The sequence below is a fragment of the Streptomyces sp. NPDC001002 genome, from assembly GCF_053599215.1.
Window position 1 is genome coordinate 1 of record NZ_JBSFLV010000152.1, and the last position, 21775, is coordinate 21775.

General features: G+C 71.9%; 16 protein-coding genes and 2 pseudogenes. 6 read left to right on the plus strand and 12 right to left on the minus strand.

Going from position 1 to position 21775, the window contains the following annotated elements:
* Positions 1–269: pseudogene (locus tag ACWDR3_RS39805) on the minus strand (ACP S-malonyltransferase); the annotation flags it as partial.
* 89 nt (positions 270–358) lie between these two features.
* On the minus strand, positions 359–1561 hold the full coding sequence (fasR, locus tag ACWDR3_RS39810; RefSeq protein WP_123999600.1) for a fatty acid biosynthesis transcriptional regulator FasR: 1203 nt from the start codon (positions 1559–1561) through the stop codon (positions 359–361).
* A gap of 90 nt (positions 1562–1651) precedes the next feature.
* Here fasR and ACWDR3_RS39815 point away from each other — a divergent pair, with 90 nt between their 5' ends.
* A complete protein-coding gene (locus ACWDR3_RS39815; protein WP_450357482.1) occupies positions 1652–2323 on the plus strand; it encodes a pirin family protein in 672 nt (223 codons plus the stop codon).
* Positions 2324–2350: 27 nt separating this feature from the next.
* Here the strand turns inward: ACWDR3_RS39815 and ACWDR3_RS39820 are convergent, their stop codons facing one another.
* The 6 genes from ACWDR3_RS39820 to ACWDR3_RS39845 all read right to left on the minus strand — a co-directional run bounded on the left by ACWDR3_RS39820 (position 2351) and on the right by ACWDR3_RS39845 (position 14109).
* Positions 2351–3922, minus strand: coding sequence for a PfaD family polyunsaturated fatty acid/polyketide biosynthesis protein (locus ACWDR3_RS39820; RefSeq protein WP_450357483.1), 1572 nt, complete (start codon positions 3920–3922; stop codon positions 2351–2353).
* Complete coding sequence (locus ACWDR3_RS39825) at positions 3916–5913, minus strand: beta-ketoacyl synthase (RefSeq protein ID WP_450357484.1); 1998 nt, start codon at positions 5911–5913, stop codon at positions 3916–3918. Before ACWDR3_RS39825 ends, ACWDR3_RS39820 begins: the two co-directional genes overlap by 7 nt.
* Positions 5910–11987, minus strand: a complete 6078-nt coding sequence (locus tag ACWDR3_RS39830; protein WP_450357485.1) for an SDR family NAD(P)-dependent oxidoreductase — start codon at positions 11985–11987, stop codon at positions 5910–5912. Before ACWDR3_RS39830 ends, ACWDR3_RS39825 begins: the two co-directional genes overlap by 4 nt.
* Positions 11984–12589: an SGNH/GDSL hydrolase family protein gene (locus ACWDR3_RS39835; protein WP_450357486.1), complete on the minus strand. Its 606-nt coding sequence runs from the start codon at positions 12587–12589 to the stop codon at positions 11984–11986. Before ACWDR3_RS39835 ends, ACWDR3_RS39830 begins: the two co-directional genes overlap by 4 nt.
* Positions 12590–12801: 212 nt before the next feature.
* Entirely contained in the window at positions 12802–13620 is an 819-nt protein-coding gene (locus ACWDR3_RS39840) for a serine hydrolase domain-containing protein (protein ID WP_450357487.1), read from the minus strand.
* An 18-nt stretch (positions 13621–13638) separates the two neighbouring features.
* The gene (locus ACWDR3_RS39845; protein ID WP_450357488.1) at positions 13639–14109 is read right to left on the minus strand and encodes a GNAT family N-acetyltransferase; all 471 of its coding nucleotides are present in this window, start codon (positions 14107–14109) and stop codon (positions 13639–13641) included.
* 96 nt (positions 14110–14205) lie between these two features.
* Here ACWDR3_RS39845 and ACWDR3_RS39850 point away from each other — a divergent pair, with 96 nt between their 5' ends.
* Together ACWDR3_RS39850 and ACWDR3_RS39855 are read left to right on the plus strand one after the other, a co-directional pair.
* A complete protein-coding gene (locus tag ACWDR3_RS39850) occupies positions 14206–14676 on the plus strand; it encodes a MerR family transcriptional regulator (RefSeq protein WP_450357489.1) in 471 nt (156 codons plus the stop codon).
* The gene (locus tag ACWDR3_RS39855) at positions 14673–15689 is read left to right on the plus strand and encodes an aldo/keto reductase (protein ID WP_450357490.1); all 1017 of its coding nucleotides are present in this window, start codon (positions 14673–14675) and stop codon (positions 15687–15689) included. The genes ACWDR3_RS39850 and ACWDR3_RS39855 overlap by 4 nt, the downstream gene beginning before the upstream one ends.
* 64 nt (positions 15690–15753) lie before the next feature.
* Here ACWDR3_RS39855 and ACWDR3_RS39860 read toward each other — a convergent pair whose 3' ends face one another.
* The 3 genes from ACWDR3_RS39860 to ACWDR3_RS39870 all read right to left on the minus strand — a co-directional run bounded on the left by ACWDR3_RS39860 (position 15754) and on the right by ACWDR3_RS39870 (position 18618).
* Positions 15754–16614 carry a DUF4429 domain-containing protein gene (locus ACWDR3_RS39860; protein WP_450357495.1) on the minus strand — a complete coding sequence of 287 codons (861 nt, stop codon included), beginning with the start codon at positions 16612–16614 and terminating at the stop codon, positions 15754–15756.
* A gap of 57 nt (positions 16615–16671) precedes the next feature.
* Positions 16672–17889 carry an alpha/beta hydrolase gene (locus tag ACWDR3_RS39865; protein ID WP_450357491.1) on the minus strand — a complete coding sequence of 406 codons (1218 nt, stop codon included), beginning with the start codon at positions 17887–17889 and terminating at the stop codon, positions 16672–16674.
* Positions 17890–17991: 102 nt separating this feature from the next.
* The gene (locus ACWDR3_RS39870) at positions 17992–18618 is read right to left on the minus strand and encodes a TetR family transcriptional regulator (RefSeq protein WP_450357492.1); all 627 of its coding nucleotides are present in this window, start codon (positions 18616–18618) and stop codon (positions 17992–17994) included.
* 197 nt (positions 18619–18815) lie between these two features.
* On the opposite strand from ACWDR3_RS39870, the gene ACWDR3_RS39875 reads away from it, so the two are divergent.
* Both ACWDR3_RS39875 and ACWDR3_RS39880 read left to right on the plus strand, forming a co-directional pair.
* The gene (locus ACWDR3_RS39875; protein WP_450357496.1) at positions 18816–20303 is read left to right on the plus strand and encodes a DHA2 family efflux MFS transporter permease subunit; all 1488 of its coding nucleotides are present in this window, start codon (positions 18816–18818) and stop codon (positions 20301–20303) included.
* A gap of 261 nt (positions 20304–20564) precedes the next feature.
* Positions 20565–20849, plus strand: coding sequence for a small hydrophobic protein (locus tag ACWDR3_RS39880; protein ID WP_450357493.1), 285 nt, complete (start codon positions 20565–20567; stop codon positions 20847–20849).
* 33 nt (positions 20850–20882) lie between these two features.
* On the opposite strand, the gene ACWDR3_RS39885 is transcribed toward ACWDR3_RS39880, so the two are convergent.
* Entirely contained in the window at positions 20883–21641 is a 759-nt protein-coding gene (locus ACWDR3_RS39885; RefSeq protein WP_450357494.1) for a potassium channel family protein, read from the minus strand.
* Positions 21642–21704: 63 nt separating this feature from the next.
* Between ACWDR3_RS39885 and ACWDR3_RS39890 the strand changes: the two are divergent.
* Positions 21705–21775, plus strand: a pseudogene (locus ACWDR3_RS39890) (ABC transporter permease); the annotation flags it as partial.

Genomic DNA, 21775 nt, shown 5'->3' on the forward strand with positions numbered 1-21775 from the left:
ATCTCGCCGACGGAGTGGCCCGCGACCGCGCCCGGGGTGATGTCGCCGAGCGCGGTGGCGGACAGCAGCCCGGCGGCGACCAGCAGCGGCTGGGCGACGGCGGTGTCACGGATCGCGTCCGCGTCGGCCTGAGTGCCGTAGTGGGCGAGGTCCAGGCCGATGGCGTCCGACCACGCGGCGACGCGGTCGGCGGCACCGGGGAGGTCGAGCCAGGGAGTCAGGAAGCCGGGCGTCTGAGCGCCCTGGCCGGGAGCGACGAGTACGAGCACTCTCACACTCTCTCTTGTGGACGGCCACGACCGCCCGTGGGGACAGGGACGAAGAACACGAGGCGGTTTTGTGGAGCCCCGACAAAAGGCTAGGTCTGGGGATCTCCATCGGCCAGACGCCCCAGGATCAGCGCGATTCGCAAGGTGAACGCCGACCGTACATCCGACGGCGACCAGCCGGTGACGTCAGTCACACGTCGAAGCCGGTAGCGCACGGTGTTCGGGTGCACGAAGAGCATCCGGGCGGCGCCTTCGAGACTGCTCGCCTGTTCGAGATAGACCGAGAGGGTTTCCAGGAGCGCCGACCCGGCTTCCTCCAGCGGTCTGTAGATCTCCTCCACCAACTGCTCGCGCGCGCCCGGATCCCCGGCCATCGCGCGCTCCGGCAGCAGATCGTCCGCGAGCACCGGCCGCGGGGCGTCCTGCCAGGCGGAACACGCCTTGAGCCCGGCGGCCGCGGCCTGCGCGGACCGGGTTCCGGCAAGCAGGTCGGGCACGACGGGCCCGGCGACCACGGGACCCGCGGCGAAGGGCCCGATCAGCGACTTGGCGACGGCGATCGGATTGTCGCTGCCGCCGGCGATCACCACGAGCCGGTCGCCGAGCACGCCGGTGAGCACCTGGAGCTTGGCGTGGCGGGCGGCCCGCCGGATGGCCTCGACGGTCAGCTCGGAGTCCCCGTCGGGCGCGGTCCCGAGGACGACGCAGACGTGTTCGGGCGCGTTCCAGCCGAGGGCGGCGGCCCGGCTGACGGCACCCTCGTCGGCCTCCCCGCTGAGCACCGCGTTGACCACGAGGGACTCCAGGCGCGCGTCCCAGGCACCGCGTGCCTCGGCGGCCTGGGCGTAGACCTGGGCGGTGGCGAAGGCGATCTCGCGGGCGTACACGAGCAGCGCCTCGCGCAGCACGCTCTCGTCGCCGGGGGCCGCGACCTCGTCGATCGCGGACTCCATGACCTCGATGGTGGTCCGCACCATCTCGACCGTCTGCCGCAGGGTGATCGCCCGGGTCAGCTCGCGGGGCGCGGTCCCGAACACATCGGTCGAGATGGCCTGCGGGGCGTCGGGCCGCCGGAACCACTCGGTGAACGCGGCGATACCCGCCTGGGCGACCAGACCGATCCAGGAACGGTTCTCCGGTGGCATCGCCCGGTACCACGGCAGCGTCTCGTCCATCCGCGCGATGGCCTGCGCGGCGAGACTTCCGGACGACTTCTCCAGTCGCCTCAGGGTCGCGGAGTGCGAATGGACGGGCACCGGGGCGCCGGGCTTGCTGGCTTCGGGTTCGGGCACGGGACAAGACTGCCTTATCGGGGCGGGGGCGTGCGTCGCCGGGTGACGGACCGGGCCTCCGGCGCCCCCGCCAGGGCTACGGTGGTCCACGTGATGGACGTACGGCGCTCCGGCGAGCGCTATCCAGGGGGTGAGCCGACGGCCGGCGTCGAGTCCTGGCATGCCTTCTCCTTCGGACCGCACTATGACCCCGACAACCTCCGGTTCGGCGCGGTCATCGCCTGCAACGAGGAGCGGCTCGCCCCCGGCGCGGGCTTCGACGAACATCCGCACAGCCATACCGAGATCGTGACGTGGGTGGTGGAGGGGGAACTGACGCACCGGGACTCCGCCGGCCACGAGACCCTCGTCCGCCCCGGAGACGTCCAGCGCCTCAGCGCGGGAGCGGGCGTACGGCACGTGGAGCGCAACGACGGTTCGGCACGGCTGGTCTTCGTACAGATGTGGCTGGCCCCGCTGCGGCCGGGGGGCGACCCGGTCTACGAGATCGTCCACGGCATCGCCGACTCCACGCCGTACGCGGTCCCGGAGGCGGGCGCGATGCTGCACGTCCGGCGCCTGGGCGCGGGCGAGCGATCGGCCGTCCCGGACGGGGCCTTCGTGTACGTCCATGTCGTGCGCGGTGAAGTCCGGCTGGACGGCGAGGAGTTGGCGGCCGGTGACGCGGCCCGCATCACGGACGCCAAGGAGGTCGAGGCGGCGGGGGTGACGCCTGTCGAGCTGCTGGTGTGGGAGATGGCGCGGCCGTCGCCCGGGCTGTGAACGCACCGGGCGACGACCGCGGGAGTGTCATGTGCCTGCCGGGGCCGGTCTGTAGTGGCCGCACTCGGCGGGCAACCGCACCCCGGACAGCCGGAGTTGGCCGACCCGGGAGGCGAACGCGGCACCGCGCATGAGGTGCGCGGCGACCTCGGCCACGCGTCGGCCCCCGGGCGCGGCCAGGTGGCCGGCCGCGACCCATTCGTTGAACGCGCCCATGGCGGGACCGCACCAGATCTGGAAGTCCGCCTCGCGGCCGGGCACTTCCCTGATGCTCCAGCCCGAGGCGAGCCCGAGGTACCACCGGAACACCAGGGCCATCCGGCGCTTCGGATTCTCCTCGGCGCGCCGGATCTGCTCGGGATCGCGCTCGCCGAAGAAGCGCACGCAGTCCTCCCACACCTCGGCCAACGGCCGCTGGAAGACCCGCTGTTCCAGTTCGGCCCGGTCGCCGGCCGAGAGGGACTCGATCGACTCGTGGGCGCGATACACCTCGTACAGCCGCTTGGCGCGGCCCGCGAACAGGGTGCCGCGCTTGAGCACCTGGACGTCGACGCCCATCTCGAACATGTCCGCCGACGGCGCCATGACACAGTCCGCCGTGCCGGCCGAGGCCAGCAGGGCCTTCGCGGCCCGCGACTGGTCCGCTTCCAGACAGGACTGGTTGACCGATCCGGTGACGATGTACGCCGCCCCGAGCGCGAAGGCCGCCGCGGCGGCGGCCGGGGTGCCGATACCGCCGGCCGCACCGACCCGCACCGGATGCGCGTGGCCCGACTCCCGCTGGACGCGGTCGCGCAGCGCGATGATCTCCGGCAGCAGCACGGTCAGGGGCCGGCGGTCGGTGTGGCCGCCGGAGTCCGCCTCCGCCGTGATGTCGTCGGCCATCGGCACCCGCAGGGCCAGCTCGGCCTGCTCCCGGGTGATCGAACCGGCCTCCACCAGCTGCCGGAGCAGGGGTTCGGGGGCCGGGCGCAGGAACTTCTCGGCCACCTCCGCCCGGGACACCTTGGCGATCACCCGGTGCTCGGTGACGATCCGGCCCTGGCCGTCCCTGGACAGTCCCGCGGCCCGGTAGTGCACGATCTGCGGGGTCAGATCCAGGAACGCGGACGCCTCGACGCGGCCGACCCGGTGGCGCAGCAGCAGGCGTACCACGGCCTGTTCCATGGCGGGCTCGCTCGGACTGTGGATCAGATTGCAGGCGAACGCCGATCCCGGGACCTCCCGGCGGATCCGCCCCAGAGCCTCGTCGATCCGGTCCGGCAGCAGCCCCGCCGCGCCGAAGGAGCCGAGGTAGCCGGCCTCGGCCAGCCGGATCACCAGCTCGGCCGAGGCGATGCCGTTGGCCATGGCACCGGCCATGTAGGCCGCCCGCACCCCGTGCGCGGCACGGAACTCCGGGTCCCCGAGCGACTCCGGCGGCAGCGCCGGCACCGAGGCCAGCACCCCCGCCAGGCGGGCCGTGGCGGGGTCGGTGGTGACGCCGACGCCCCTGCCGTCCCGTACGACGAAGCACGGCCGGTCGAGCCTCAGCAGTTCGCGCAGCACGTCCTCGGTCCCGTGCGCGACGCCGGGTGCGGTCTCCGGTGCGGTCACCACGGCAGCGCGCCGTTCTCCCGCAGTTCGACCGCGACATCGGTCAGTTCGTAGACGCGCAGCCCCGGTTTCCACATGCTCGCGTCCGCGGTGACGCGCACCCGTCCGGCTCTCGTCTCGATCTGCTTCACGTGCACCTCCAGGGTGGACGTCTCGTCGGTGGGCAGGAACTGCCCCCGGTACTTCCAGCGGAAGGGCACGCCGACCGGCAGGACGAACCCCGGGTCGCGCAGCCCGTCGGCGAACCCGCTGTCCAGCGCCCACTCCTGCAGGGCCTGGATCACCGCCTCCATGCCGAAGGAGCCGGGGATCACCGGGTCCATGGGGAAGTGCCAGTCGAACAGCGGGTCGGCGGGGTCGATCGGCCGCCGCGCGTGCAGATACCCCTTGCCGTACCGGCCGCCCCCGTCGACGACCGTCAGCTCGTCAAGGAGCGCCAGCGGGCCGCGGGAGCACAGCCGCGCGCCGGGAGCGGCGCGCCGGGCGGCCACGTCGACCGTCCGTACGCCGGTCCCGGGACGCTCTTCCGCCAGCCAGGTGGGCACCGTCCTGCCGCCGTCGAGGCCCTTCTGGTCGGCCAGTACCTCGTCGCTGAAGTAGCCGAACATCGTCTCGCCCTCGTAGAAGGGCTCCCCGCCCGCGGACAGCGTGTAGCGGAAGCTCTGGAGAGTGGCGCCGGGCGCCGGCGTGGTGGACTCCAGCCGGGAGCGCTGGCGGATCGTGGCGTCCCGCAGGTCCACCTCGCGCAGCACGGTGGCCGTGCCGCCGAGGTTGCGCAGGCTCGACTCGGCCCCGGGGTCGGTCAGGGTGGCGCCGAACCAGTACCCGCCGATGAGGGCCGCCTGCAACGACGTCTCCACGTAGACGCAGTTGGGCATGGAGGCGTTGGCGCTGTCGGCGTAGTACCAGGCGTCGGCGGGGGAGTCGTACTCGCTGACGAAGGTGACCCCGTCGAGGGTGCCGCGCTCGCCCTCGACGGCCACGACCCGGTCGACGAGCATCAGGCCACCGGACGGCAGCCGGGTCGCCCTGCGCCCGGTGTAGTGGGCGAACTCCGGCCCGAACGCGATGCCTTGATCCCCTCGGGAGAGATGGGTCAGGTGGAACTCGTTGAGCAGCACGTGTTCCCCGTGCGCACCGCGCCGGCCCAGCCAGCGGGTCGGCAGACCCCCGCGGGCGGGCCCGACCGGCACACCCGGCCGCTCCCGCAGGGCCACCGCGACCCGGCTCACCCGGGTGTCGCCGATCCGGGCGCTGACCCGCAGCCACGGGCGGGGGATCAGGTCGATCGTCTCGACCTCGACGGTCATGGCGTCGGGGTCGGCACGGTGGTCGCGGTCGCCCGGCCCGGCGCCCGCCGCCGGTTCGATCCGGGTGCGCTCCTCCTCGATCCGTACGAAGGCGGCGTCCGCCAGGCACAGGTGCAGGCCCGTGTAGAGGGCGAAGACCTGGGCCGCCTGCACCGTGGCCGCCACCGGATCGGCCCCCGGCATCCGGCGGGCGAGCAACCGGCCCCGCCCGTCGGCGCGTTGGCGCAGTGCGCCGACCGAGGCCAGCGCCGGCGCCTCGCCCGCCGCGAGCCGGAGCGCGGGGTTGCCCTCCTCGTCGTCGTAGGGGGCGCCGAACACCCCGGCGACATCGCCCGCGGCGAGCCGGGCCAGGTCCGCCGGGCCGAGCCGGGAGACCGTGCTGCGGACGAGCGGTTTGAACGAGGTCATGGCACCGGCGGGCGGGGTCGGACCGAAGTCCTCGACGGCAGCGTGGACGCCGAAGTCCGCTACGACCGGCCGGGTGCCGAAGTCCTTTGCAGGAGGCCGGACTTGGCTGCGGGTCCGGCTGCCGAGGGCCAGTCGCTGCATGCGCGTCTGTGCGTCCAGGGCGCTGCCGTGGGCGGCCACGAGCGCGTCCCGCAGCGGGGCCAGGGCCGGCCGGGCGGGGCGGGGCGGGGCGACCCCGTCGAAGGGTTCCCCGACGAATTCGAGGACGGCGGTCATGAGATCTCCGTTTCCTGGAGCCGGGGTGCCTCCGCGAGCCAATGGCGCGTCGAGGCACGGAACTTGGCGGCCAGGTCGTCGGTCGACACCGCCGTGATCCCGCTGAAGCGGCACAGCACGTCGCCCGCCAGGTCGACGGCCGCGGCGGACACCGTGACCGTGCTGTCCGACACGGCCGCCTGGTCCGCGATCACCAGGAACGGCTCGTCGTCGGGCAGCGGGGCGAACCACTCCACCCGGCCGATGCCCAGCGGCAGCGACGGGCTGCCCATGAGGTCCTGCCCCAGCACACACGCGCTCTGGAGCAGCAGATCGGCGAGTACGGGGCTGTGCGACCGCCCCGCGTAGGCGCCGCCGGCCACCTCCGCGTCCGGCAGCCGGCACAGCACCGCGAGCCGGGCCGGGGAGCGGTCCACCACCGTGCGCATGCCCTGGAGTGCGGGTCCGTGGAACATGGTGGCCGTCTCGTACACCGCCAGCGCGTCGCGCGGTTCCTGCGTCCAGCGGGGCAGGTCGATCCGCGGCGGTGCCTCGGGTTCGGGTGCCAGCACCAGGGTGACGCCGTAGTGCGGGACGCGCCGGCCCTCGCCGGTCTCGCCCCACACGGTGGCCCGGACGTGCAGCAGATCGCCCTGGGGGAGGGCCGCGTCGACCTCGACGCTGTGCCGGCCGTGACCGGCGCCGTCGAAGACGATCCCCTTGTGCACCTGGAAGTCCGTGGCGCCCACCACGTACAGGTCGCCGCCGTATCCGCGCTCCACCACGTTGACCAGCCAGCCCAGGCCGAACGTGGCCGGCAGCACGGGATGGTCGCCGATCCGGTGCGCCCGGACGACCGGGTCCGCGGCGAGGCCCGTGATGTCGCGGTGGGCGACGAAGGCCGGTACCGGCGCCGGCTTGCGGCCGCCGAGGGGGACGTTCTCCCCGATGAGCACGCGCAGGTCGGCGGAGCGGGCCGCGGTGAACTGCTCGACCAGGGCCCGGGCACCGACCGCCGTGTCGAGCAGCGGGACGCCCCTGTCGTGGAAGAGTTCGCGCAGTTCGGGGGTGACCATGCCGCCGTTCCACGCGGTCCAGTCGATCGCCGTCACATGCGCATCCGGGTGGTCGTGCTTCCAGCCGGCCGCGAACCGGCACAGCGCCTCGTTGGCGGCGGCGTAGTCCGCCTGCCCGGGGTTGCCCAACAGCCCCGCCACGGAGGTGAACAGCACCAGGTGGCGAAGGGCCGGGGCGTCCAGGGCGGCCAGGACGTTGCGCAGCCCGTCGAGCTTGGGACGCAGGACGCGCTCGATCTGTTCGGGGGTCTTGTCGGGCAGCAGGGCGTCGGCGAGCGCGCCGGCACCGTGCACCAGACCGGTGATCCGGCCCGAGTACGCGGCCAGCTTCGCGCGGACCGCGTCCGCGTCGGCGATGTCGACGGCGAGGTAGTCGCAGCGGTCGCCCAGGTCGGCCAGCGTCCGCCTGATCTCCCGCTGCGCGAGCACGAGCGCGACGGCCCGCCGCACCTCGCGGGGACCGGGCCGTCCGCCCTCGGCCGAGAGCGCGGTGATCGCCGCCGGCCTCAGGGCGTCCGCGTCGGTGAGTCCCGACGCCCAGTCGGGCTCCGGGGTCAGCTCGGTGCGGCAGATCAACACGAAGCGCGCGTCGGTCTGTTCGGCGAGCGCCCGGACGCAGGCCGCGGTCACCCCGCGCGCCCCGCCGGTGACCGCGAGCACGTCCTTGTCGGTCAACCCGACCGGTACGACGGCCGATCGGGTGTCCACGTCGGACACGTCACGGGCCGGCCGGTATCCGTCCGGCGCCACGGTCCAGCGTCCGCCGGCGGCGTCGACGCCCACTTCGCGGGTGTCCACCGCCGCGTCGCGGATCTCCGCGAGCACCGCGGTGACGAAGTCCTCCCGCGGCAGACCGGGGTCGATGTCGAGCGCGCGGCAGAACAGCCCCGGCTGCTCCTCGCCCAGCGTCTTGACCACACCGCCGACGCCACCGGCCAGGGACGCCACCGGACCGCGCCGGCCGTGCAGTCCGAGCCCGCCGTCGAGCCGGGTGACCGTGACGAAGCCCGCCCGCGCGCCCTCCGGGGGCCGTGCGGAGGCGGCGCGCCCGGCGGCCATGACCGTGTCCACGAGCAGACTGCGCATGGCGTCCCAGTCGTCCCGCGCGTCGAGGAAGAGGACACGCAGATCCACCCGGGCGTCCGGTCGTGCCTCGAAGTCGGCGCCGCCGGACCGCAGTTCGGCCCGGTGGACCGTCCATCCCCGGGCCGACAGTTCGGCGGCGAGCGCCTCCCCGTCGGCGTCGAGGTCACCGAGGAGCACGGCGACCGGCTCCGCGGGATAGGGCCGCTCGATCACGTCCACCGCGGGCAGTCCGACGAGCTCGACGACGTGCCGGGGCGTACCCGCCGCGGCCTCAGGCGCTTTTGGGGCGGCACCACCCGCCTCGACCCCGTTCAGGTGGGCGGCGATCTGGTCCACCGTGCGCAACTCGCCCATCTGCCTGGGCTCGACGGCCGGCAGCCCGGGCAACCGCGTCTGGAGGGCGGCCAGCACCTGGACCCGCTTGATCGAGTCGACGCCCAGCTCCATCTCCAGGTCCATCGTGGGGTCGACCATGCCGACCGGGTAACCGGTCTTCTGGGCGATCACCTCGATCAACACGGCTTGTACGTCGGTGCTTTGCGCGCTCTCGGGCGGGGGCGCCGGTGTCGTCGGCGCGGGCGCCGGAGCGGGTGCCAGGACCGGTGCCGATACCGGGTCCGGGTCCAGGGCCGGTGCCAATACCAGGTCCGGGGCCGGGGCCAGGACCGGGTCCGGTGACGGGGACGCGAACAGGGACGGTGACGAGACGTACGTCGAGGCCGGTGCCGCGGTCTGCGCCGAGGGCTGCACGTCGGTGGGCAGCCCGGCCTCCAGCTCGGCCAGCGTGGCGAGGACCTCCGTGGCGCGGGAGTGCGCCTGTCCGATGGCCGCGCTCTGCCGGGCGATCGCGTCGAGCGCCTCCGAACGGCCCGCGTCCATGGGCTGCTTGAGCGCACCGGCCACCTCGGTGGCCACCTGCAACTGGTTCTCCAGGTACCGGCCGTGCAGGGCGAGGTGCTGTTCCACTGGGCTGTGCACGAAGTCCTCCACTGCTACGAGGGGAGCGGCGATCGCCGCCGCCCGGTCCGAGGTCACTTGCTCCACCGCCGCCGGGCCCACGCGGCGGCCGTCGTCCAGGGCCGACCGGTAGTCGTCCTGCCGCTCCGGCGACACGTACTGGGCGCCCGAGAGCGGGACGGTCATCCGGCCGGCCGGGGCGGGTTCCGCCGCCGGGAGGGCGTGGCGGTTGATGCGGGACAACGGGGCGCCGAGCACGGCCAGTTGGACGGCGGCCTTCTTCAGCGCCAGATCGCTGTCGCCGAGCGGACCGGCGTCCGTGGCGATCGCCCGTACGTCCGCGCCGAGCGTCTGCCGGACGAACTGGGTCAGCACCCGCTTGGGGCCGAACTCGACGAACACGGTGACCCCGTCCGCGCGCATCGCCTTGAGGGCCGCGACGAACTCCACCGGTTCGAGCAACTGCCGCAGCAGGGTGCTCGCGTTCGCGTCGGCGTCGGTTCCGTAGGCGGCCCAGGGCGAGTTCGCGTACACCGGCGCGTCCCGCAGCTCGATGCGGGCCGCCTCCACGGCGGGCCGGAACTCCTCCACCGCGTGGGCGACATGGCGGGTGTGGAAGGCGGCGGCGACCGGCAGCGGCTGCGTCTTGATGTGCTGTTCGCCGAACGCCTCCAACGCCCGCCCGACCTGCTCCGTCCCGCCGCCGATCACCACCTGCTCGGGGGCGTTGTGGTTGCAGACCACCACGTCCGGGTGGTCGGCGAGAACCGCCTCGACCCGCTCGCGGGTGGCCTGTACGGCGGCCATCGTGCCCGCGTCGGCGTCCGGCGCCGGTGCCATCGCCCGGCCGCGGGCGACGGCCAGCGTGAAGTAGTCCGCGTCGCTCAGCGCGCCGGCCGCCCACAGCGCGGTCAGCTCACCGAAGCTGTGCCCCGCGAACGCCGAGCAGGACAGGCCGAGTTCGGTGAGGCAGCGGAACTGGCCGACCGACAGGGCGCCGATGGCCGGCTGGGCGTACTCGGTGCGGCGCAGGGTCGCCTCCTGACCCTGGCGGAGTTCGGCGGCGAAGACCGGCGGCGGGAAGACCGCCCGCGCCAGCCGGACGTCGGCCCCGGCGGTGAACGCGTTGGCGTCGTCGAACGCCCCTGCCACCACCGGGTTGTTGAGGACGGCTTCGAGGCCCATGTCCAGGTACTGGCTGCCCTGACCGGCGAACAGCGCGCCGACCCGGAGGTCCTCCATCGCCCGCCGCCGGAAGAACACACCCCGGGGATGCGACCACTCCTCGGCGTCCTTGTCGTCGGCGAGTTGGCGCACGGCCAGCTCGCGCAGGGCCTCGGCGCTCTCCTCGTCACCGGCGGCGAAACCGAGTCGCGCGTGGTCGGCGGGGACGGCGTCGCCGTCGGACGGCGGCTGCCCGGCACGCAGCAGGTCGAGCAGCCGGTCCGCGTCCGGTGCGTGCCACAGGTACGCCGTCGCGGTGCGGTGCGGAGTCCTCCGGACCGGCTGCCGGGGCCCGTGCTGCCCGCTTCCCTTCTCCCAACTTCCGTGCTCGCCGCTCCCGTGTTCCTCGCTCTCGTGTTCCTCCAGTACGAGGTGGAAGTTGGTGCCGCCGAACCCCATGGCCGACACGCCTGCCCGGCGGACGGGGCGGTGCGGGTCGCGGATCCACGGCCGGGTCTTCCCGTTCACGTAGAACGGCGCGTCGGTGAAGTCGACGCTGCTGTTGGGCTCGTCGACGTGGATCGTGCCGGGCAGCACCTTGTGGTGCAGGGCCAGCGCGACCTTCATCAGACCCGCCGTGCCGGCCGCGGCCTTGGTGTGCCCGATCTGCGACTTGACGCTGCCCAGGGCCGCGAAGTGCCGCTCCTTCGACGCGTCGCGGAGCAGGTCGCCCAGGGCGGAGAGCTCGGTGCGGTCGCCGACCACGGTGCCGGTGGCGTGCGCCTCGAACAGCTCGACCGACGCGGGCGAGCAGTCGGCGTCGGCGTAGGCCCGCTCCAGTGCGACCCGTTGGCCTTCCGCCCGGGGCGCGTAGATGCTCTTCGCCCGGCCGTCGCTGGAGGAGCCGATGCCGCGGATCACCGCGTAGATCCGGTTGCCGTCCCGCACGGCGTCCGCCAGCCGCTTCAGCGCGACCATGCCGATGCCCTCGCCCAGCAGGGTCCCGTCGGCCGCGTCGGAGAAGGGGCTGATGGTGCCGCTGCGGGACAGCGCCCCGACCTTGGAGAAGCACATGTACATGAAGACGGAGCTGTCGGTGTCGACCCCGCCGGTGATCATCATCTCGGCGCGTCCGTCGACCAGTTCGGCCACCGCCAGCCGGATCGCGGACAGCGAGGCCGCGCAGGCCGCGTCCACCGTGCAGTTCATACCGCCCAGGCCGAGCCGGTTGGCCACCCGCCCCGAGATCACGTTGGCGAGCAGACCGGGGAAGGCGTTCTCCTGCCACGGCGCGTACGCCTTCACGTACTTGTCCGCGATGTCGTCGGCGTCCTGGGCCGACAGCCCGCAGCTGCGCACCACTTCCTTGAGCACCGGGGTGGAGAGCCGGGCCGAGAGCGGATGCACCAGCGGAACCGGTCCGGTGGTGCCGAGCACGACACCGGTCCTGGCGGGGTCGTACCAGTCCGAGCCGGTCGCCCCGGCGTCCTTCAGCAGATCGCGGGCGACCCCGAGGCTCAGCACCTGCATGGTGCTGGTGACCTCGATCTGCTGGGGCGGCAGCCCGAATTCCAGCGGGTCGAATTCCACGTCGGACAGGAACGCCCCGCGCCTGGAATAGGTCTTGTCAGGGGCGTCGGGGTCGGCGTCGTAGTAATCGTCCGGATTCCACCGGGAAAGCGGGACCTCTTCGGTGCAGTCCGTTCCGTCGACAATGTTCTGCCAGTATTCACGGTGATTGCGCGCCATCGGGAAAAGACCGGACATTCCCACGATCGCGATCGGATTACGGGCCAGCCTTCGGTCGCTCATGCGGCCACGACCCCGACGGTGCCGGCCAGCAGACCGGCCGCCGCGTCCTCGGCGAAGACCTGGTGGCCGAGGGGGCCGGGGTGCAGGTTGTCGTCGGCCCACATCGCGGCCTCGCGCCACTTCCTGGGCCGCCGCACGTCGACCAGGATCGCGCCGGTGCTCGCGGCGAGCTCCTCGACGACCGCGTTGCCCTCCTCGAAGCGGTCGTACATGGCCTGGTGGGAAACGGCCGGTGACGGCTGGTCCCGCAGGAAGTCCGGGTAGTTGGCGGTCAGTACGGTGGTGTCCGCACCGGCGAGCGACTCCAGGATGGTGCGCATGTTGCGCCGGTAGCGCCGGGCGTCGTAGTCGCCCAGCAGGTCGTTCACGCCGACCACGACCCCGATGATGGGCGCCTTGCCGGCCAGCGCGCGAGGCAGCTGGCGGTTCACCACCCGCTGCGTGGTGGAGCCGTACTGGCCCAGGTTGCGCACACTGCCCGGGGGCAGGTCGAGCAGGTCGGCCAGGCGCGCCGCCCAGCCGTGGAAACCGCCGTCCGCCGCCGGGTCGCCCCAGCCCTCCACAAAACTGTCCCCGATTACCGTAAGCCTGTTCGTGGGCATGCCGAATTCCCTTCTCGATCACGAGACAGAAAATGACGTGCGACAAATTCCGCGCAGGACCCGACCATGTTCCGGGCAGCCGGCCGTCACCGTTGGCGGCGGCTTTTCGGGAGGCTCAGGGAGTGGTGTGCGGAAAGGTCGTCACAGGCGTCACAACGGAATGCTTTCCGATACGGTTCAGCGGATATTCAAGATCATTTACCGGCGGACGATCAGGCCAGTTCGGCCAGCACCGCGTCCGTGAACACCGGCCACGCCTCGACCGCCCACGGGCCGAACGCCCGGTCGGCCAGGGCGACGCAGGCCGCGCCCGCGTCCGGGTCGAGCCACAGGAACGTACCCGACTGGCCGAAGTGGCCGAAGGTGCGCGGCGAGGACGAACCGCCCGTCCAGTGCGGGGACTTGGAGTCGCGGATCTCGAAGCCGAGGCCCCAGTCGTTGGGGTTCTGGTGGCCGTAGCCCGGCAGGACGCCCTTGGTGCCCGGGTACTGGACCGTCATCGCCTCGGCGACCGTGCGCGGGTCGAGCAGACGCGGGACCTGGACCTCGGCGGCGAACCGGAGCAGGTCCTCCACCGTCGAGACACCGTCCTTGGCGGGGGAGCCGTCGAGGACGGTCGCGGTCATGCCGAGCGGCTCAAGCACCGCCTGGTGGAGATAGTCCCCGAAGGGAATCTCCGTCGCCGCGGCGATGTGCTCGCCGAGCTGCTCGAAACCGGCGTTGGAGTACAGCCGCCGCTCACCGGGCGGCGCCGTCACGCGGTGTTCGTCGAAGGCGAGGCCCGAGGTGTGCGCGAGCAGATGCCGGACCGTCGACCCGGGCGGACCGGCCGGCTCGTCGAGATCGATCGCCCCCTCCTCGTACGCGACGAGGGCGGCGTACGCCGTGAGCGGCTTGGTGACCGAGGCCAGTGGGAAGCGGTGGTCCGCCGGGCCGTGCGTGCCCAGGAGCGTGCCGTCCGCGCGCACGGCGCCCGCCGCGGCGGTGGGAACCGGCCAGTTCTCGATCAGCGCGAGGCTCTTCAGCGACATGCCGCCGAGCCTATGCGCTCACAGGTGCAGCTCCAGCAAGGGGTCCGGCTTGGGCCGGAAGCCGAGGGAGGCGTACAGCGGCTCGGCCTGCGGCGACGCGGTCAGATGGACCCGGGCGGCACCCCGCTCGCGGAACCACGCCAGCAGCTCCTCCATGCACGCACGCGCGTACCCGCGGCGCCGCGCGTCCGGATCGGTAGCCACGCTGAAGACGAAACCGACCGCCCCGCGCGGATCCCCGGACTTCCCGATCCGGTAGTCGACGGTGCCGACCACCAGCGCGGCCAGCCCCTCGGGCCGCTCGGGGTGATCCACGACGAACGCGGCGAAGTCCCCGTCCCGCTCACCCAGCTTCGCCCGCAGAGTCGGCAGCGACTCGGCATGCCACTCCGTCGACCCGTCCGACCCCGGCAGGGCGTCGATCATCACTTGCCGCAGCCGCAGCACTTCCGGCGCATCCTCGGGCACCGCACGACGTACGAGACTCATGCCCGTACGCTAGCGATCGCCCCGCCACCCCGTCCTGCCGATTTATTACCTGTTCCGCTTGCTTGGAGTGCACTCCAAGGCCATAGCGTTGAGCGCATGACGGTGATGGAGACCACCCCCACCAGGACCGACCTCTGCGGCGCCCCGCCCCACCCGCACCGGCGCCCCGAGGGCGAGGACAGCTACACGATCAGCGAGGTCGTCGCGTTCACCGGCCTGACCGCGCACACCCTGCGCTGGTACGAGCGCATCGGGCTCATGCCGCACGTCGACCGCTCCCACACCGGCCAGCGCCGCTACAGCAACCGCGACCTCGACTGGCTCGACCTCGTCGGCAAGCTGCGGCTCACCGGCATGCCGGTCGCCGACATGGTCCGGTACGCGGAACTCGTGCGCGAGGGCGACCACACCTTCGGCGACCGTTTCGAGCTCCTCGAAGCGACCCGCCGGGACGTCCTGGCCCGGATCGCCGAGCTCCAGGACACGCTCGCGGTGCTCGACCGGAAGATCAGTTTCTACGCGGACGCCGACGGCGCCCGTGCCTACGAGGCGGAGAAAGTGCGATGACGAACGGCAGGATCCCGACCGTACGACTCGGCGCCACCGGTCCGGAGGTCGGCGTCCAGGGCCTGGGCTGCATGGGCATGAGCTTCGCCTACGGCCCCTCGGACGCGCAGGAGTCCCGCGCCACCCTGGAGCGCGCCCTCGAACTGGGGATCACCCTGTACGACACGGCGGACGCGTACGGCCAGGGCGAGAACGAGCGCTTCCTGTCCCCGTTCTTCAAGGCCAACCGCGACCAGGTCGTCATCGCGACCAAGTTCGCCCTGTCGATCCCGGCGGGCGAGCCCACGCGCCGGGTCATCCGCAACGACCCGCCCTACATCCGCCAGGCCGTCGAGGCGAGCCTCAAGCGCCTGGACGTCGACGAGATCGACCTCTACTACATGCACCGGCGCGATGTGAACGTACCGATCGAGGAGTCCGTCGGTGCCATGGCCGAGCTGGTCCGCCAGGGCAAGGTCAAGCACCTGGGCCTGAGCGAGGTCACGGCGGCGGAACTGCGCGCGGCGCACGCGATCCACCCGATCGCGGCCGTCCAGTCCGAGTGGTCCCTGTTCAGCCGGGACATCGAGCCCAACGTGGTGCCGGCGGCGCGGGAACTGGGCGTGGCCCTCGTCCCGTACTCCCCGCTCGGACGCGGCTTCCTCACCGGCTCCTTCACCAACGCCGACAAGGAACTCACCTCCGACGACTTCCGCCGCCAGCAGCCTCGCTACACCGGCGAGAACGCGGCGGCCAACGCGGCCCTCCTGGACCCCATCCGCACGATCGCCGCGGCCCACGACGCCTCCCTCGGCCAGATCGCCCTGGCCTGGGCCCAACAACAGGCAACGGTCCACAACTTGCCGGTCGTCCCGATCCCGGGCACGCGCAAGCCGGGACGGGTGGAGGAAAACGCCGGAGCAACGGCCATCGTCCTGACGGACGAGGAACTGGCGGCTCTGGAACCGATCGCGTCAAAGGTGGCGGGAGACCGCTACGCAGACATGCGGTTCTCATCAGCAGGCCGCGAGTAGAGACACCTAGGGGCGCGGGGAACTGCGCGAGCAACCCACCACAACCCGCACCCGAAATCGCACCTCACAACTCAGCCAACAACTCCGCCTTCTTCACGGAGAACTCCTCATCAGTGACCAACCCGGCCTGATGCAGCTCCCCCAGATGACGGATCCTCTCGGCGATGTCGGCCGGATCGCGCCTCGGCGCCCCGGCCGACACAGCCGCAACCGGCCCCCGATCCCGAACCGCCGCCAACACCGCCGCAGCGAACGGCAGTGACTCGTGCACGGGCCCATATCCCAGCCCGAACACCACCGCCGCCGGATCCTGATCCGCCTGCGCCGGCTGCGCGCCCACATCCCGCCGCAGCAACCGCAGATGCCCCTCGAACACCTCGGGCGACCGCCACTCGACACCACTCAGCTCGGTCACCGCGAAACTCTGGTCCCCGGCCTTCCACTTCGTGGACGACGCCCCCGTCCAGAACCACCGGAAGTGCACGGTCTTCCCGTCGAAGGACGCCTTCGCGTCGTACGCCTTGAACGCCCGAGGTGCTTCAGGAGCGGCCACCAGGAACCGCTCCGCGGGCTCGTCGTCCCCGCTCAGCCGCGCCCGCAACTCATCCGCGTAGTACTCCGCGAGCGTCTCGCGCTCGGCGGACAGCACCAGCCGATACGGATCGCACGCTTCCTTCAGCTGCCCCGCCGCCGCCTCGACCAGAGGATCCGCCCCGACCCGCGGAACGATCCGCAGGACCACCGTGCCGCGCTTGCCGGGCGTCAGCGTCACCCCGGCTATCGCGTCCAGCGGGACACTCCGTTCCCCCAGCGCCTGAAAGAGCTTGGGTGTCCGAATCCCGCGTTCGTAGCGGATGAGCACGGAGTCGGACTCGAACTCCCAGGCAGCGTGAAATCCGGCCAGTACGTCACCCATGCGGCTCATCGTATGCGCGGACCGCTTCTTCGTCGCCATCTCGCGCAGACCGCAGTTCCTGCGCCTCTACGCGCGTCCGGTCGTCGCCGCGCCGGACAAACCGGCGAGACACGCGTCGTTGTCACGCGCGCACCGCACCGAGCCGTACGCGCCGACGCCGATCTCGGCGAAGTTGAGGAGGCTCTCGGTGTCCGGCTCGAAATAGCCGCCGTGTCCCTTCGCGCCCTGTGCCGACAACACCCGTGCCCCGAAGGCAGAGGAGACCGGGTCGGCGCCGTGGCCGAGCCCGCCGAGCTCCAGGTAGGGCACGTCCTGGATCCAGTCGGTGGCGTCCCGCATCGACCACACCTGTGCGGAGGTGTGCAGATGGGAGGCCTTCTCGGTGCGCATGCCGGGGCTGCCGGCCACCGCTATGTCGGTCACCCGGCGCGGCAGAGTGTGCGCGGCGACCCCGCACACCACGGAGCCGTAGCTGTGGCAGAACAGGGAGACCGGTGCCTTGCCGGGCAGGGCGCGGACCAGGGCGTTCAGCCGGACGGCGCCGTCCTCGGCGCGCATCGCGGTCGCCGAGTCGATGCCGAGTCCGGCGGGCGCGGTGTAGTCGGCCCAGGCGATCACGGCCGTACGCGTCGAGGGGGCGGCCGCCTGCTCCGCGTTGTAGAGCGACTTGGCCATGCCGACCGGTGCCGAGTACGGCTTGTTGGTCTTCTGGAAGGTGAGCAGGTCGGTGTCGACGCCGGGGACGACGACCGAGACGCGCTCGGCGTGCTGGAGGTTGCCGAAGACCTCGGCGACCCGGCCGGTGCCCTCGGGGTCGAAGGCGAGGATGTGCCGGCCCTCGTGCATCAGCGCCTCGTAGCGGTGCATGCGGCGGCCGGCCTCGTGCTGCCCGGAGGGCGAGAGGCGGCTGTCGTGCATGCGCTTGGCCTCCACCCCGCGCTGCTTGGCGAGCGCGAGGTGGTTGGCCCGGTAGCGCAGGGCGACGGGGGCGCCGTTCATGTTGCCGACCGCGAGGGGATAGCGGCGGGCGAGGTCGGTGCGCTGCTGCACGGTGAGCGAGGCGAAGAACCGGGAGAGCACGGCGGGGGCCGCGTCCGGGTCCGGGAGCCGGTGTCCGTACAGGCGGCCGTGCTCCCAGGAGGAGCGGGAGGCCTGGAGCGGAGTCTTGTCGTGGTGGCTGCGCAGGGCCGTCCAGCCCGTGGTCGCCAGCATCACGAAGACGACGGCCAGCGCGAGCAGTGCGCGCCAGACGTTCAGTTGCGGGGAGGTGTCGAAGGAAGTCACTGGGAGGACACACTAGGAGAACGGGACGGTCTCGCGTGAGCCGAGTGACCGAGATCACGTTTCGATAAACGTGGCGTTGACCTCAATGGTTCCGAAGGTTCCTCAGTGTGTTCGCCAGCTGTCCGTGAGTGCGGGGCCCACCTGTTCGAGGTAGGTGTCCGTCAGCTCGCGCATCGCCGCCAGACCGAGGTCCTCGCGCCGGGTCCACTGCCGCTCCGCGACCCGCATCACCCCGCCGAAGACGGCCACGGCCAGCCGCGGCCGCGGATCGGCGTCCACGTCGAGGCCCTCGCGCTCGGCGAGCACGCGCGCGATGGTCTCCTCGGTCTCCTCGCTGTGCCGCAGATGCGCGGCGAGCAGCACCGGCGTCGACTCGATCACCCGGTACATGCGCAGGAAGCTCTCCAGCGGTACGACCGACTCGACGATCTCGTTGAGGGCGTCCCAGTTCCCGAGCACCGCCCGGCGCAGCGCCTCCAGCGGCGCCTCGTGGGCGGGACGCTCGCGCACCGCCTGGATGAACCGGTCGGTGACCAGATCGTGCAGCGCGAGCGCGGCCTCGTCCTTGCCGGCGAAGTAGCGGAAGAAGGTGCGCTGGGAGACGTCGACGGCGGCGGCGATGTCGTCGACGGTGGTCCGCTCGTAGCCGCGGGTGGTGAACAGCTCGACGGCGGCGCGCAGCAGCTCGTCCCGGGTGCGCTGTTTCTTGCGTTCGCGCAGTGTTTCCATATGCGTCAGTTACCGACTTGTGAATTGGTTTGTCAATTGTCAGCGGCTGTCATTAGCCTCGCGGTATGACTAGTCAGACCACCATCGAGACGGCGGGGTCGGGGGACAAGGCACCAACGGCCCCGTCGGACAAGGCGCCGGGCGCCGGGCTGCGCGGCCACCCCTGGTTCACCCTCGTCACGGTCGCCGTCGGGGTCATGATGGTGGCCCTGGACGGCACCATCGTGGCCATCGCCAACCCGGCCATCCAGAAGGACCTGGGCGCGAGCTTCGCGGACGTCCAGTGGATCACCAACGGCTACTTCCTGGCCCTCGCGGTCTCCCTGATCACCGCCGGCAAGCTCGGCGACCGCTTCGGGCACCGCCAGACCTTCCTGATCGGCGTCACCGGCTTCGCCGCCGCGTCCGGCGCCATCGGCCTGTCCAGCAGCATCGCCGCGGTCGTCACCTTCCGCGTGCTGCAGGGCCTGTTCGGCGCGCTGCTGATGCCGGCCGCTCTCGGCCTGCTGCGCGCCACCTTCCCGGCCGAGAAGCTGAACATGGCGATCGGCATCTGGGGCATGGTCATCGGCGCCTCCACCGCGGGCGGCCCGATCCTCGGCGGCGTCCTCGTCGAGCACGTCAACTGGCAGTCGGTGTTCTTCATCAACGTGCCCGTCGGCATCATCGCCCTGATCCTCGGCCTGGTGATCCTGCTGGACCACCGCGCCGAGAACGCGCCGCGCTCCTTCGACCTCCTGGGCATCGGCCTGCTGTCCGGCGCGATGTTCTGCCTGGTCTGGGCCCTGATCAAGGCCCCGGCGTGGGGCTGGGGCGACGGCAAGACCTGGGCGTTCCTGGCCGCGGCGGTCCTGGGCTTCGCCCTGTTCGCCTTCTGGGAGACGAAGGTCAAGGAGCCGCTGATCCCGCTGGGCCTGTTCCGCTCGGTGGCGCTGTCCGCGGGTGTCGTGCTGATGGTCCTGATGGCCATCGCCTTCATGGGCGGCCTGTTCTTCGTGACCTTCTACCTCCAGAACGTGCACGGCATGAGCCCGATCGACGCGGGCCTGCACCTGCTTCCCCTCACCGGCATGATGATCGTCGGCTCCCCGCTCGCGGGCGCGATGATCACCAAGCTCGGCCCGCGCATCCCGCTGGCCGGCGGCATGGCGTCCGTCGCGATCGCCATGTACGGCATGTCGACGCTGGAGACGGACACCGGCAGCGGCGTGATGTCCATCTGGTTCGCCCTGCTGGGCCTCGGCCTCGCGCCGGTCATGGTCGGCGCCACGGAGGTCATCGTCGGCAACGCGCCGATGGAGCTCTCCGGTGTCGCCGGCGGTCTCCAGCAGGCCGCGATGCAGATCGGCGGCAGCCTCGGTACGGCGGTCCTCGGCGGTGTGATGGCGTCCAAGGTGGACAGCGACCTGGCCGCCAACTGGAAGGGCGCCGGGCTCCCCGAGCTCACCCCGAGCCAGCTGGACCAGGCCTCCGAGGCCGTCCAGGTCGGCGTGGCACCGGTCGCCAAGGGCACGCCCGAGGCGATCGCCGCGAAGATCGCCGACGTCGCGCACGACACGTTCATCTCCGGCATGAGCCTCGCCTCCCTCGTCGCGTGCGGGGTGGCGGTGGTGGCGGTCTTCGTCGCCTTCCTCACCAAGCGCGGTGCGAACGCGGAGGCGGGCGCGGGCGTGGGCCACATCTGATCCGACGGGGCGGGTCCGGCGGACCCTCTCCGACGGGTTTTCAACGGACTTCGCCTATCAGGGTGAAGAGGCTAAAGATTCCTTCTGTTCGGCACGCGCCGCAGGTCACAGTGGGTCAAGCCCTCCGCAGGGGGTGACTCGGGACCGCGGCGCGCTGCCGGAGGGGGACAGCGCGCCGCAGGCCCGGGACGATTACCGGCCGCATCGGGGGTACCCGAACCTCTGAGCCCCGAACAGACTCCGGGGCCGAGGGAGTTGACGATGGCGGGCTTCGGAAGCCGAACGCGCAAGTACCCCCGCTCGCGTGGCCGCATGAGGTCACGGACCGGGCCGGACCGCGCGACGCTGGGAATCATCGGAGTCGTCTGCGCGATCGCCGGATTCTTCGTACTGGGCCTGATCCTCGGCCCGGTGGCGATCGTCTGCGGCTGGCTCGCGATGGGCCGCACGTGGACCTGGACCAGGAGTCGCCCGGTCCCGGCCCTGGTGGCCCTGGTGCTGGGCGCGCTCGACACGCTCCTGGCGATCTACTGGCTGTTCCTCTGACGGAGCCCGCCACGACCTCCGGCGGAACACCGATCACGACTTGGCCGACGGCTCCGGCAACGGCGCGGACGGCTCGCGCAGCGCCGCGACCTCGGCGCGCAGCGCCCGTACCTCCTCGGTCAGCGCCTCGATGGCCTCGGTCTGCCGACGCTCCTCCACGTCGTCCTTCTCGAACCGGGCGAGGAACCACGTGGCGATGTTCGCGGTCACCACACCGAGCAACGCGATCCCGGACAGCATCAACCCGACGGCGACCATCCGCCCCAGGCCGGTCGTCGGTGCGTGGTCCCCGTACCCCACGGTCGTCATCGTCGTGAACGACCACCACAGGGCGTCACCCAACGTCCGGATGTTCCCGTTCGGGGAGTCCCGCTCGACCGACAGCACGGCCAGCGACCCGAACATCAACAGTCCGACGACGGCGCCCACCACATAGGTCGTCAGCTGGATCTGCGAGGCCATCCGGGCCCGCCGCCCCACCAGCATCAGCGTGGACACCATGCGCAGCAGCCGCAACGGCTGGAGCAGCGGCAGCAGTACGGCACACAGGTCCAGCCAGTGCGTCCGTACGAACTGTTTGCGCTGCTCACTCATCGCCAGCCGCACCAGGTAGTCCCCGGCGAACGCGCCCCACACCACCCACTCGACCGCCGTGCACACCGTCGTCAGCGAGTGCCCGGCGGTCTTGTCCACGATCGGCACGGCGTAGGCAATGGCGAACCCCACCGCGAGCGCCAGCAGGGGCCGTTGAGTGCGCTGCTCCCAACGGGCTTGTGCCGACAGTTCCTTCATGCCCGCATCGTAAAGAAACACCGAAGGGTGGTGAGGCCGCGTCGCGGCGTAGGAGGCCAAGAGATGTACGACCCCACAGTCGCCCGACTCACCTACCGGGCCCTGCTCGGCCGCCGCCGGGCCCTCATCCTGGG

What these genes read in the sequence shown, in the direction of transcription:
- ACWDR3_RS39825 (WP_450357484.1), bottom strand. Translation starts at nt 5,913, where the DNA reads ATGACCGCCGTCCTCGAATTCGTCGGGGAACCCTTCGACGGGGTCGCC.
- ACWDR3_RS39830 (WP_450357485.1), bottom strand. Translation starts at nt 11,987, where the DNA reads ATGAGCGACCGAAGGCTGGCCCGTAATCCGATCGCGATCGTGGGAATG.
- ACWDR3_RS39835 (WP_450357486.1), bottom strand. Translation starts at nt 12,589, where the DNA reads ATGCCCACGAACAGGCTTACGGTAATCGGGGACAGTTTTGTGGAGGGC.
- ACWDR3_RS39840 (WP_450357487.1), bottom strand. Translation starts at nt 13,620, where the DNA reads ATGTCGCTGAAGAGCCTCGCGCTGATCGAGAACTGGCCGGTTCCCACC.
- ACWDR3_RS39845 (WP_450357488.1), bottom strand. Translation starts at nt 14,109, where the DNA reads ATGAGTCTCGTACGTCGTGCGGTGCCCGAGGATGCGCCGGAAGTGCTG.
- ACWDR3_RS39850 (WP_450357489.1), top strand. Translation starts at nt 14,206, where the DNA reads ATGACGGTGATGGAGACCACCCCCACCAGGACCGACCTCTGCGGCGCC.
- ACWDR3_RS39855 (WP_450357490.1), top strand. Translation starts at nt 14,673, where the DNA reads ATGACGAACGGCAGGATCCCGACCGTACGACTCGGCGCCACCGGTCCG.
- ACWDR3_RS39860 (WP_450357495.1), bottom strand. Translation starts at nt 16,614, where the DNA reads ATGAGCCGCATGGGTGACGTACTGGCCGGATTTCACGCTGCCTGGGAG.
- ACWDR3_RS39870 (WP_450357492.1), bottom strand. Translation starts at nt 18,618, where the DNA reads ATGGAAACACTGCGCGAACGCAAGAAACAGCGCACCCGGGACGAGCTG.
- ACWDR3_RS39875 (WP_450357496.1), top strand. Translation starts at nt 18,816, where the DNA reads ATGATGGTGGCCCTGGACGGCACCATCGTGGCCATCGCCAACCCGGCC.
- ACWDR3_RS39880 (WP_450357493.1), top strand. Translation starts at nt 20,565, where the DNA reads ATGGCGGGCTTCGGAAGCCGAACGCGCAAGTACCCCCGCTCGCGTGGC.
- ACWDR3_RS39885 (WP_450357494.1), bottom strand. Translation starts at nt 21,641, where the DNA reads ATGAAGGAACTGTCGGCACAAGCCCGTTGGGAGCAGCGCACTCAACGG.